Below are 13804 nucleotides of genomic sequence, written 5' to 3'. Positions count from 1 at the left end.
CGTCCTAAAATCTTCCTACGCTTTCTGATTACAACCTTGTCTTTTGACAAGGTTGTATTGTTTCAGCTGTACCGTTCATTGGTAAGCTTCATTGTACTCTCGCTGATACCCGGCTCATCTTAAATCTCATAGAAAACAAAAAGACCACTCAACATTCGGTTCAGTGGTCTTCGAAAACATTCCTTAAGGCCTGTTTCTAACTAGCCTTATGTACTATTTGCCGTTCAACTTTAGTGCCGAGAAAGTCACACTGTTATAGTCGCCATTCTTTTTATCGACAGCGAAATCGCCAGTACCGCCACAACCTGGCCCCCATACAGGGTGAGAATCGCTCACGCTACATTGGCCGTATGCGCCCGCTTTGTAATAGAAATCATCTTCAGCATAACCCGTTGGTGAATCAAGCTCATCAATACCCTTGCTCAGATCGATTTCATACTTAACCGTATCGTGACGTTCTGTTTCAAACGTTAGGTACATCATGGTGCCTTTCACTTCCACTTTGTAGCTAAACTCTTCACCAAGAGCAATGCCTGCTTCACCCGGTTCCGCTGGGTTTTCCCAAGTGTTACCCCAAACAGGGTAAGCTATATCGGCACGGTTAGGATCTTTCTTCTCTAGGTTACGCTCATAGTTCCAAAATACTGAACCCATTTCTTGGCCAGGAAACTTCTTATAGAAGATCTTTAGTGGTTCATTACCATGCCCGTAACCAGTTCCAGCTTTGATTAACTCATTATGTTTTTTAGCGTGAATCTGACCAACAACCACCGAGTGAGCTGGGTACTTTTCTGGGTACTTAGCGTTAATCGCTACGTGATTCACTTTTAGGGTCGCTTCTAGCGTGCCGCCAACGGCACTGTACTCGCTTGCTGATGGATGGCTAGACAATGCCCATTGGTTTCCTTTGTCCGCCGTATCGATTGAGAAATCAGCACCGCGTGGCATCTGGCGTAACTCAGAGCGTGCGTTTTTCGAGTTCTTCGTGGTAATAGCTTGGTTTTGTACTTCAAAGACGAGATTACCGTCTTTATCAAGGTGGAAGAAATCGCTGTGTGAGTAGCTCATCATTGCCACCCCTTCGATTTCGTCAACACGTCCATCTTCATTGATATCTGAAGGTATAGTTATTTTCCAATTGTGCATATCGAATTTATCGGCAGGTACGGGGTAAGAAACACCGTTATTTGCGAAAGTAACCATTGGTACAGTCGCTAATAGCGCCACTGCTAATATGTTTTTCTTAAACATGACTCATCCTTTATTGTTAACAGATACCGAGTACACACTCAGTACAGAAACCACTTTTGAACACGAATTAGTACTAAATATTTTCTCTTCGACTTAAATAAGCCAACCGATAAATAGAATTTACATTTAGCCATTTTGTAACTTTTATTAAACATCTGGCTATGGTTTATATTTATGCCTCTCAACATGCTCCCTATGTTTAAGCCACGATGGTTAAAATCATCATTATTAACATATAGAAACACTTAATATTTGTATTATTTTAACACATGCAAAAAAGTGAGTTTCTAAGGTTTGTGAATATGAGAAGTACGTCATGATTGATTTAATACACAAGCCCTAAATTGAGATATTCATAACATTTAGCTATATACTTGGGCCATTAGTCAGAACTTTTTGATAGATCTCACAGAAATCTGACTCAATAATAAATACCATATTTGTCATACATTAATTTAATACCATTTAAGGTATTGGTTTGTGAGCCACGGGTACATTGGATGTATCCAGAATTAAAAAATAATAGTGAGACAAAGGTATGAATTCTGTTACAAAAATTGCTGCAGCTGTTGCATGTACTCTTTTAGCGGGCACAGCTACTGGTGCATCTCTTGATTATCGTTACGAGTATCGTGCTGCGACGGATTATACAAAAACAAATGGCGACACGGCTCACGTAGACGCTCGCCATCAACACCGAGTGAAGCTAGGTGAAAGCTTTAAACTGTCAGATAAGTGGAAGCACTCAACGGGCCTTGAAGTTAAATTCCATACTGACGATTCTTACTACGACGCAGATTCTGGCGAAGTTAAATCAGCAAACAGTAGAAGCTTCTATGACGGCAATTGGTATATTTACGGTATGGAAGTAGAAAATACAGCAACTTACAAAGTCGATAACAACTGGTATCTACAAGTTGGTATGCCGATCGCTTGGGACTGGGATGAGCCGAACTACAACGGCGGTGACTGGAAGATGAAAAAAGTCACTTACAAACCTCAATTCCGTGTTGGTTATAATGCGGATATGGGATTAACGACTGCCATTCGTTACCGTCACGAGTATGCTGATTTCCGCAACCATACACAGTTTGGTGATAAGGATTCAGAAACTGGCGAACGTTTAGAATCAGCTCAAAAATCCAAAATAACGCTAACAGGTGCATATAAAATTGAGTCTCTACCGAAGCTTGGTCTTTCTTACGAAGCAAACTATGTAAAATCTTTGGATAACGTACTTCTTTATAATAGTGATGACTGGGAATGGGATGCTGGCTTAAAAGTAAACTACAAGTTCGGTTCTTGGAAACCTTTTGCTGAGATTTGGTCTTCTGATATCAGCTCATCTTCTAAAGATCGCGAAGCAAAATACCGTGTTGGTGTTGCTTACTCATTCTAATTAGAAATAGTCAATTTATAAAATACCCCTCTCCTCTTGTAAATTTTTGGGGCATATTTTAAGCACTTTATTTAAATAATAGGATGTTCTAATTAACGTTAGTTTCATCCTAATAAATATTTAACGACTATTCATTATCTATTTCTTATGTGATTTACATATGGATTTAATATCATAAAGAGAATATTTTATGCAGATTTCTAAAGTCGCTACAGCTGTCGCTCTTTCGACAGGTTTATTATTTGGTTGTAACAGTGACGGTTTACCTATCCCGACCGATGGTTCTACTGATCCAGGTAACCAACCTTCAGCATTAACTACGGGTTACTGGCAAATCAGTGATGGTAACTCCGCTTCAATATCCGCGTCATCAAACGCTGATCTACCAAATGTTTATGTTTTCCAAGAAGATGGCAATCATAAATACTATGACGATGATGATGACTTAGGTACTTACACGATTAAAGATGCAAGTGCTTCTACTAATAATTATGATGAAGAAGCCGGTACGGTCTCTTTCACATATTATGAAACAGGCACATCAACGATCGAAATTCTAGATGGTGTTTTTTCTTTCGATGACGCTGGTGCTCTGAATATTTCAGATAACACCACTGGCATAGACTACTCTGGTTCAGACCAAACTGCGACTGACGCCGTACAAGAAGCTATCAGTAAAGCCAATGAAGCAAATGGTATCAATGGCTACGTTCAAATCTTGGACACCAACAATGGTGGTGTAAAGAATGATGTGGGTGAACTACGTTTGAAATTGTCTGACAGCAGCACAGGGGCAACAGTAGACAGTATCGCATCAGGAAAGGTAACCGTTGACTTAATCTACCAAGTAGATGAAGACACCGAGCAAGAAGCGAATGGTTCAGGTAACAACGCTTATATTAGTCTCTACGCTTCTGGTACTTCTAACACTAATTTACACGGCGAAGTTATTTTTAATGCTGGAGAAATTTTCTACCGTTCCACGGTTACCGATAGTAGCGGTAAACCTCAAATTCCTGATGAGCCTGTAGGCACTTACACTTTAGGTGAAGATCTCGCGGTTGAAATCAGTTGGGCGAGCGGTTACTACACATTCAAAGTCAATGACACTGTATACGACAATAGCGGCAACGGTTTTGAGGCTTTCGACAAAGCTGCCGTTACTATCGTGTCATTGAAGCTTGGTGATACTTCTAACACAACACACTACGAGTTAAACGCTGACAACTTTAAAGTTTATTCGAATGACACAGCTTCTGATGAGCTAGTGTTTGAAGATAACTTTAACAATTACCCGAATGGCCAAGCGCTATCAGGTAATCCGTACAACAACAATACTGCGGAAGCGACAGTTGTTGTTGATGGCGGCAATACTGAGCCAGAACCTGAACCAGATCCAGATCCAGATCCAGAGCCCGGCGAAGTAACAGACAACTTCGATTCTTATACTGTAGGTACGCAGATCGATGTGGCTAACCCTGCGTACCAGACAAAAGGTGTTGATGGGGTTTTAAATACAGCAGTGATCAGTAGTGACTTTGCCAAGTCGGGTTCTAACTCTTTACGAATTGAAGATGGTGCGGACTCAACCACTGATAATAACAAAGCTATCGTTGGCCGCGACTTTGCTAATGGCGCAGCAGAAACTGGCTCTGTTTCTACATCTGTATACATCCCTAGCGATGGCTATGTAAAAGCATCATACATTTTCTTAGGTTCTAATAACGATGCATCATCTAGTGGTCGCTTCACTGAAGTTGTATTTACATCTAGTATGATTAAATTCCGCAACGAATCAGGCAGCCAAGTTGACCTTGCTTCATACTCAAAAGACACATGGGTAGATGTGACCATTTCATGGGTAGATACAGACATTACCGTCAATGTTGATGGAATAGACTACACTGGGTTAAAAGCTGAAAGTGCAGGTGGTTCCCCGACCGCTATTGCGCTATACAATGGTGACAATGGTTCAAAAGGGACATACACCTACTTCGACAACCTAGATTCAGACCTATTCTAGTTCTCACTAGAAAGTCTGTTTGACTTGATTGCTAGATAAAACAAATCCCTATCAACGTAATTTGATAGGGATTTTTTATTGTTAGCTCAAGAATAAAAAGCAGACTGGCGATTCAGTTAAGCTCTCTGACTCAGCGGAACTTTGCTTCAGCGTTGAATAAGCACCGATGCTGCTAGTAACGAATGCCCCCTTGCCTCTCTAACTTATTTAACCCTCTCAAAAGCCCTGTATCTATCATAGATAAACAAAACCCCTCAGCTCTGCACTCAACCCACAAATTATTATTCAGCATCACCGTAGCATACAATCAAGGTATTTACGGCCTGCAAGCAACTAACCCTCAAGCGTATCCCCTTGAGCACTAGATGCGTTTGATCATCGACTTGAGCCCGCCTGAGTATTTCATTAAGCATTGGCGCTAATAAAGTGATGGCTAACCGCCCTTCTATTTATGCAAGAGTTAGAGCACGATTTATGGCTGTTGCTAAGAGTCTTGCTAAACAACCCAAAAGTGACGGTTTCAAGAACAAAACGGGAGTAATCAGCCGAGCTAACGCTTATTAGTAGACCAGGCAAAACAATACGTTCATGTGTAGACGTCGCATTAGTACATACCTTGAGAACGAAGTCGAAGTTTTCTAGCTATGGCGATTCCAAAATAATATTGGCATTGTTTAGCTTTGAATGAGAGCCAATATGACCTGTTATCAGCTGAGATTAATCATGACTGAGGTTAATGGTGATCGGCGATTGGGGAAAGGATAGTGACTGAAACTGATAATGACTAAAGTTAATACTGAATGAGCTTAATGATAATGTCTTAAACTCTGTGCAACTGATAACTACCCCTCTCCTACTCAATTAAATCATACGCTTAAGCCCAACCAACAGCAGGCACAAAAAAGCCTCCAAACCCTAAGGCTGGAGGCTATTGCGATAGCTTTAGTATTAAGTGTTATTCGGTTAGATTACTTTTTGTATTGATCGTGCGATACGTCTAGTTGGTAGAAAGTCGCTTGTGAGTAATCGTCTAGGTCGCCGCTGATGTTTTGGTTGTAAACACCGGCTTTGAAGTACATGTACTTGCCGCCTACGTCGTAGCCGCTGTTGCTCATATCAACCACTTGTACAACGTCGTCTTTGCCTTCACGCATTAACGTTACAGTCATCGTGTTGCCTTTAACGTCAATACGGTAGCTGAACACTTCGCCAAGTGCGATACCATCGTCACCCACTTCAGCCGTCATGTCGCCCACTAGAGGGTAGAAGTCCTCTTTAGTTGCGTCTTGGCTTTCGTGTGCGAAGTAAACCGCACCCGTTGCTTGGTTTGGCAGTTTACGGTAGTACAAACGAATTGGTTCATCGTTTTGATCGTGAATCTGACCAATGATAAAGCGGCCTACTTCGTTCGCATTACCTGTTGTTGTTGCGTGATCGATTTTCAACGTTGCTTCTAAAACGCCATCAATACCAGCAGCAGCTTCTAAGTCAGACTCAGGTGCGCTTGAGAATACCCAGTTGTTCTTGTTAACACCTTTAGTGCTAATAGACTGGTCACCACGGCGCATCATTTCGCGAAGCTCTGTACGCGCATACTTAGTATTTTTAGAGGTACGAACACCTTTCACGTAAGACTTGAAGACTAGACCACCATCGTCAGCTGTGTAGAAGATCTCTGGGTGTTGGTAACCGTTTGCAAGGTTCCACTCAGAAACATCATCAGGCTTACCGTTTTTGTCATGGTCGAATGGTTGAGATAGGTACCAATGCGTCATGTCAAAGTTTTCGCTTGGCGCGTTACCTGCAACTGGTGTCGCTGGCAGGCCTGTCGGAACTGGCAGTGCACTGCGTGTGTCACATTCAACTGAGGTCTCACAAGGGTAAACCGCTGCTACACCAAAGTTACCTGAACGAAGATCTTTGCGCGCATCTTTACGTGCTTTTTCCACTGCTTTCATTTCAGCGATAATAACTGCTTCTGCTGCTACCACGTCTGAAGTGATGATATGGCTAGCAGGACATGCGTTAATGTTACAGTTAACCGCAGCTAACCCTGTCACACTGTTCCAACCATTTTTGGTGTTACCGTGACCAACGTATCTTACGTAGCGCGCTTGCACTGCTGGCTCGAATTGGAAACGCTCTAGGCCGATCGCTTTACCTGAGCTCAGTTGGTTTTCAAGTACGGTTGTCCAGGTTTCACCATCGACACTTACTTGAATATCAAATTTAGACTGGCGCTCGTTACCTTTGCTGAAAGATGCTTGAACCGCATCAAATTCTTGAACTGAACCATAATCTAGCATTGCCCACTCACCGTCACCCGCTGAAGACCAACGTGTAGTTAGGTCTTGGTCAATGAGACGATCAGGTCCGTTACCATCATGGCTACTAGCGGCAACAGCAACTGGCGTCAGAAGCGCTTCACCAGTTTCTTTGTTATTTGGGAAATCAACAGTCGGTGTGCTCGTGCTCGCACAACCAACTGCAAGTAAAATAGAAGAAGCGAGTAAGGTTTTTAGAGTAATTTGTTTCATATCTAATCCATTATTATAATACAAAGACAGCGTTCGTAAGTGAAAGATAAATTGGCAAACACGAGCTATAAGGCGTTTTCTCTCTCAGTATTTGCGATAACACAAAAATATTACGTAATCTTATAATACAAATAAAACACTTCGTTGAATAAATGAGACTGGGAACACTTTTCGCTTTTTCCATACTTTAACTGGATCACACTTCCTATTGATAAAAGACAACATATGAAAATTTAGAATGCGAAATGGGCTATCAAGGGCGAAAAATCCGAGCGGTAATGGTGAGAATGTGCATCACTCGAGCAGAGCATTTATCGTTCAGAACATCTCATTCACCAGTGTCGCAGCAGTTAAAAAAAGACCACATTGTTAGGAATCAATATGGTCTTTAAAGCAGTCATTGTTGTTACTCAAACGTTAGCTAATTCAATAATGTTCAGCTCTAAGAGAACTAAAGCTCACATCAAACACTTCGCCCGCATAGTCGCTATCAGGCTTAAATTGTGGGTAGATGCCCGCTTTGAAATAGAAAGCGATGTCTGTCGATGTCCAATCTGATGTTAACGAAACCGTGTCCCCATCTTTATCTGTGTAATCTTGTCCCCAAGGGATTAAATGAGAAACGGTGTTGGTTCCATCTAAATCATGAGTCGCCAAGTAGATACCGTCTTGATTGGCACGAATCGTATATCGCCACTCTTCACTTGCCGAATAAGTCCCTAACTCGACACTGAACGGGTCACAATGATTACAGTCTTGGTTGTTGCGCTCAAAATCAGAGTTCAGTATCACTCTTACTGGCTTACTCTCGCCTTCCCATAATAGTTTCACCAATGCTTGATTGATCTTCCAACCATGGATTTGTCCAAGTACCACTTTTGGATCTTGATTGTTGATGTTCGGGTAATCTTCAATTCGCAAGCTTGCGGTTAACTCGTGACTGGTAGCGTTCGTTCTAGTGTCGTCCAAATACCAACTTGTATCTTCATCGCTGGTGCTACAATCCGGTTGAACACTGCTTTGATACAACTCCCTGAGCTCAGAGCGAATATAGCTAGAGTTTTGGGTAGAGGTGCCGTATCCCATATCCGCTCTAAAGTGCATTCTTCCTTCATCAGTATTGAAGTAAGAAAGATCAATATCACTGTCGTACACATCGCTGTCATTTGAAAGAAGATCTTTACTCGATTCACAACGTTCTGGTTCTAACTCAGCAGCACTGTCACCACCGCTTCCATACCAATCATTCTTACTCGGTGGAATAGTCAGCTTCCAATCATTAATGTCCCAATCGTTTGATCCATCGATTTGAGTCGTGGTGTATCTCAACGCCTGATAGTAAGCAATCGCTTCACCATTCTCAAATTGGTTATAGATACCCGCTTTGAAGTAGCTCAATAAATGCTGCCAGTAAGCGATGTCTTGATTCACTTTTACTTCATCATTCACTTTGAGCGACAGTGTGTTCTCATAAACAGAAAGATCAAATTTGGTAAAACTGTCCAATTCCGCCTCACCTAAATCGTAGCGATTGTATGACGTGGCATAACAATCCGAAGAGTCAGCAGCGCTGCTACAATCAATGGCATTGTTTTTCATGACTGCCCAGTAGTGACCTGTGAGGCCATCTCGTTCTTGCTCCCAAACCACACGCAATAGCGGATGAGGGATATAACCCGTACCACTCTCATCAGTCCCCTTATTGTGTATCTGCAGCAACGTCACTTCATCATGGTCGGCAGGTGAACTCGCCATTGCATGCTCGATATCAGGTAAGCTTATTTCCGCATACAAGCTTCGTCTTACACCCGTTTCATTGATATCGAAGTTTTCTCCCTCACGAACCTCAGAACGCATCTTGTAGTTCGTCATTTTGAAGATAAGATTTTCCGTCTCTTTATCAGCATAAAAATAATCACTGACATAACCATCGAAGTTACCATCTTTGACTTCAGAGGTTTTATTGCCCTCCTCTCCATTAGGATCAGAGACCTGAAGATCTGAGCTGGAAAGGATGTTTTGATACTTGGTAATATCATAGGGAGCAACAACACCAGCGGGCATTCCTGGGTTATTGGTATCGGAAGGATCACTGCTGTCACTGGAGCTGCTTCCACCGCAGCCATACGTAAGCGAAGCGAGTACTACGACGAAGATTGGCTTATTCACATTTATCTCACTTATCCATAAGAATAGAGTGACAATGTATATTTGTACTATTTTATGTCAATTATATATTTATCAGAATGTGAGATGCGGCAAATGAAGTGGGATGAATGAGTATTGCGTAGAGTTAGACTCAAGAAAAACGCAGAAAGGCCACTCTAAACTCGCAAGCTATTGAGTGGCTCTCAGATCAACAACTAAACTTAGTATGTTGATTTTTAAATATAAATATTAGAAAAGTTAAACCTTAAAGCTGCTCATCAAGTCACTAACGCTGCCGTTAAGTGTTTTGATTTCTGCTGATTCAATCAACTGATCTTGGCTTAGCTTATTAAGCTCCTCAACAAAGCTTTCAATCTTATGCATGTTCTTAGCAATGCTCTGAATAAGGGCGTTCTGCTCAACAGACGAACCCGAAATATCGTTATTAAAACGACTTACCGTTTCCATCTGTTCCGTTAGCTTGGCCAACATATTTACCGCTTGAACCACTTGGGCACGCGTCATTTCACAGTTACTTTTGGTCAACTCAATCGATTTAACCAAACCATCTGATTTAGACTGCAAGCCAGACAGCGCTTCATCAATTTCAGAAGTACTGATTTGAGTTCGGTTGGCTAACGCACGGACTTCATCAGCAACCACCGCGAAACCTCGGCCATGCTCACCCGCTCTCGCCGCTTCAATTGACGCATTCAATGCCAGCAAATTAGTTTGTTCCGCAATTCCTCCAATCACAGACACGATAGACTGGATGCTCTGCGTTTCATTCGCCATTGAGCGAATATCATCAGAGGTGGTGCAGACTTGCTTCTCAAGATCACTGATATAGGTTTCCGTCACGGTGTTAATTTGTTTCGTCTCATCACTGAACACAGCGGCCTCTCTTGCTGCTTCTGCCGCCGACTGAGAACTCTTCTCGACTTCGTTTGATGCTTCAGATAAGCCGTTAATTGCAGAGACCACTTGAACCGTTTCATCAGTGTGAACTTTCAGTACATCGCTGGTTTCTTTACAACCTTCACGAATACTCAGTACCTTAGTATCGAGATCCGAGTTCTTAAATTTGACGTCCTTAACCATCTCTTGCAGACCAATGATGAACAAGTTGATGTCTTTGGCGATATGCCCTAAGTCATCATTCCCCTTCTCAACAAGCCTTTGAGTCAGGTCTCCGTTACCTTGAGATAGATCGTGGACGATTTTTCTCAGTGACACGATTGGGCGGTAGAAGCGATTCAGCAGTAAAATCATCAATATCACCGAGCCAAGCACACATGCCACGATAAGGATACGCGCACTCGACATCACGCCATTCAACTGATTGAGCGCGAGTTCAGGATCGATACTAGATATCATGTACCATTCTTTCTGGCTGCCAATATCCACTTTCTTGGCCATCAAAATTCTCTGGTTGCCATCAATCACACCCTCAATGAATTGGTCAGGCTGTTCAATGGCACTATTGAGTCTCATCTGAGTATCTGCAGAAGATATATTGCTTTGCGGAAGTACGTTTTCGACTGTTGAAGCGACCACCATCCCTTTCTCGTCGATAATAATGCCTTTGGCTTCGTAGATACTGTCCAGCTGTTTAAGCTGAGTTTCCAAATCGTCAAAACGTATGTCGGCCATGATGACACGATCTTGGTATGAGTAGGTCACACCGATCATAGGCACTTGAGTACTCTTAGTGAAAAACAGATCACTAAAAGATAAGCCTGATTTCAATTTGGCTTGTTGATACCAAGGTCGAACGGTTGGATTGTATTTTTCTTTTATCCCTACACCGTTAGGAAAAGACTCTGAAGGGCGAGAGGTATAAGAACGGCCGTCGTCAAAACCCACCACAATCTTGTCAATGCCACCCAGCTTTGCAGCATAATGCATGAGTGCTTCGTTTGGTACTTGGTATGGGGATTTCATGAACTCTTGTGCAACGGAATTGACCGTATCGATGGTGCGCTGGACGGTGCTTTCAATCTGATTAATTTCTATCGTTAACGAGTGATCAATCTCGTTATAAATCGTTTGGTTTACTTGATCAGTCGCCAAGTTAAGCGTGAACCAGTTCGTAAATGCCAAGGCACTGGAACTGACGATCGCCACCATTAAAATCAATTTTCCTTTAAACCCTAGAGACAATTTTGAATTCATAAAACTCATAATCCATATCAACCTATGTCTATTATTTTTATCCGAATGAAATGGTCATTTTTTAGATATTCGAAGATACGGGAAGCAAAACTTGTTCATGCCGTTCCATCGTCACAACCATCAATTTAATTAATATTGTATGTTTAATTGACCGATCATTCTGTGAGCAATCTTGATATATTAAAACTGGCTAAAATAGCCCTGTGACATAGTTATCATTTATGCGTTTTGACTTTCATCTCATTGAATAAAATCACTATAAATTTGTAAAACGTCCAATTTCATAGTGAAAAGTCATATTTCTGTCGATAATTATCATCACCAGATTTTACTGTCCCACGCTACCTAATAGTATGCAAAAATGAGTCTTAACTCACACTTCTACCAACTAACCATTCACTAAAGGCATTCAATATTAAAATTTATTTGTAATACAATAAGCCTTAAGTTATGGTGTATTTGAATCATAACTTAAGTTCTTTCTGGATGCTTTTGTTCAATTCAAAGTGATAATTGAAGCAGCCGCTTTAAGGTCATTGAACGCGTTTAACGTAGAAACTGTCGGGGGATCTCGTTATTCGTTTTTTCACTTGCTATTGATCATTTGTTTTTCCAGACGGCTCGTCCGAACATGCCCATACAGTCACCAGCTGTGTGGGTTTTTTTTTACTTTCTTTTCAGACCCGATATACGAGCGGTGTTAAGCCATCGCCAACAATCAGTTAAGTGCACTGGTTTAAGCTTGCGAGGAAAAGTGAGTGAGTTGGTGCTAGAAGGCTTTGAATTTACAAATAGATATAGATATAGATATAGATACAAAAATAGGAATTGAGGCAGTAACAAAGTTGAACAGAGTTTTGAGTAGGTGTAGCTGAGGAAGTAGAAGTAGAAGTAGAAGTAGAAGTAGAAGTAGAAGAGTTTAACGAGGGAACAAAGGGTTGGGTATGGCAGATAAAAACGAACCTCGCTGAGGTATCGCCGCCTAAAAAGACAGGCAATACCCTAGCGAGGTCGTACGTCGATTACTTCTCTAGTTTAGCGAAGTAGTCGAAGATTACTGGTACGTCGTTGTTACCCATTCCTGCGTCAACAGCAGCTTGTAGGCTAGTTGCAGTACCTTGAGCGATTAGAGACTCAGTACCTAGCTCTTCACAAAGAGCAAGGAAGTAACCAAGGTCTTTGTTTGCGTTAGCAACAGAGAAACCTAGCTTCTCTTCGCCGTCTACCGCATAGAACTTACAGAATTGCATGAACGGAGAGTTAGATGGACCTGCAGACATGATGTCAAACAGTTGTTGGCCATCAACACCAGCGCGTTGAGCAACAGCGAAAGCTTGAGACATAGTCGCAACAGTCGTCATACCCATGAAGTTGTTTACAAGCTTAGTCACGTGACCAGAACCTAGAGCGCCTAGGTGGAATACGTTTTCGCCTTGCTCTTCAAGAACAGGTTTAACTTTGTTGAAAGTTTCCATGTCGCCAGCAGCCATGATGTTCAGAAGACCATCTTTAGCGTGTGCAGGAGTACGACCTAGAGGTGCGTCGATCATGCCCGCGCCTTTTTCAGCAAGAGCTGCGCCGATTTGCTTAGTAGAAGCAGGGATAGAAGTACCGAAGTCTACTAGTACTGCGCCTTCTTTGATGCCCGCTAGAACGCCGTCTTCGCCGTAAACGATTTTTTCAACAACAGCAGAAGTTGTAAGACAAAACTGAACGATGTCACTTGCAGCAGCTAGTTCTTTAGCAGAAGTGAATGCAGTTGCGTTGCCGCGATCTGTAACGCGAGCAACAGCTTCAGCGCTTAGATCCATTACGTTTACGTGGTAGCCGCGCTTTTGTAGGTTTTCAACCATGTTGCCGCCCATAAGACCTAGGCCAATGAAACCGATTACAGGTTTAGTCATGTTCAAACTCCAAATATAGTATTGTATGATTATATGGTCATTATAATAACGACGTCTTTTCCGTTACGCAATAGTTTTAGGGTAATCCTTCAATGCTTAGACGCAAGTTGTGACGGGGATTCACTTTACGAGAAAATATAGTCACGCTTTGTACTTACAAGAGCGATATCCCAATCAAAAAATAACCTATTGATGAAATAATGCACTCTAAATGTCATACGATTAATGAGAATAAGCCACTCCAATAACGATTATTAACCTGCCGTCCCTTTTTTCAGACAAGATTAAGGCTGCCCACTGTCAGTAGTTGACAAATTATTGGAAGACAGTCACTGCCCTAGCCTTAGTAAGGTTTACTGAACACGGG

The 13804-nt window shown here is 42.0% G+C and carries 7 protein-coding genes; 2 read left to right on the top strand and 5 right to left on the bottom strand.

The annotated features are described in order from the left end of the window. Positions 1 to 213: 213 nt before the first annotated feature. Entirely contained in the window at positions 214 to 1251 is a 1038-nt protein-coding gene (locus AB4371_RS12470; protein ID WP_017061470.1) for a polysaccharide lyase family 7 protein, read from the bottom strand. Positions 1252 to 1789: 538 nt separating this feature from the next. Here AB4371_RS12470 and AB4371_RS12465 point away from each other — a divergent pair. Together AB4371_RS12465 and AB4371_RS12460 are read left to right on the top strand one after the other, a co-directional pair. After that, positions 1790 to 2650, top strand: a complete 861-nt coding sequence (locus AB4371_RS12465) for an oligogalacturonate-specific porin KdgM family protein (protein ID WP_017072468.1) — start codon at positions 1790 to 1792, stop codon at positions 2648 to 2650. Between the two features lie 190 nt (positions 2651 to 2840). After that, positions 2841 to 4673: a hypothetical protein gene (locus tag AB4371_RS12460; protein WP_136981709.1), complete on the top strand. Its 1833-nt coding sequence runs from the start codon at positions 2841 to 2843 to the stop codon at positions 4671 to 4673. A 968-nt stretch (positions 4674 to 5641) separates the two neighbouring features. Here AB4371_RS12460 and AB4371_RS12455 read toward each other — a convergent pair. The 4 genes from AB4371_RS12455 to AB4371_RS12440 all read right to left on the bottom strand — a co-directional run bounded on the left by AB4371_RS12455 (position 5642) and on the right by AB4371_RS12440 (position 13437). After that, positions 5642 to 7210, bottom strand: coding sequence for a polysaccharide lyase family 7 protein (locus tag AB4371_RS12455; RefSeq protein WP_017069952.1), 1569 nt, complete (start codon positions 7208 to 7210; stop codon positions 5642 to 5644). Between the two features lie 426 nt (positions 7211 to 7636). After that, a complete protein-coding gene (locus AB4371_RS12450) occupies positions 7637 to 9379 on the bottom strand; it encodes a polysaccharide lyase family 7 protein (protein ID WP_136981710.1) in 1743 nt (580 codons plus the stop codon). A gap of 237 nt (positions 9380 to 9616) precedes the next feature. After that, positions 9617 to 11488, bottom strand: coding sequence for a methyl-accepting chemotaxis protein (locus AB4371_RS12445; protein WP_017069950.1), 1872 nt, complete (start codon positions 11486 to 11488; stop codon positions 9617 to 9619). A gap of 1067 nt (positions 11489 to 12555) precedes the next feature. Then, positions 12556 to 13437, bottom strand: coding sequence for an NAD(P)-dependent oxidoreductase (locus AB4371_RS12440; protein WP_048607064.1), 882 nt, complete (start codon positions 13435 to 13437; stop codon positions 12556 to 12558). Positions 13438 to 13804: the final 367 nt, after the last annotated feature.

The sequence above is a fragment of the Vibrio sp. 10N.261.51.A3 genome, from assembly GCF_041471965.1.
GTDB lineage: Bacteria > Pseudomonadota > Gammaproteobacteria > Enterobacterales > Vibrionaceae > Vibrio > Vibrio crassostreae_C.
This window is presented reverse-complemented; position numbering and strand designations above follow the sequence as displayed.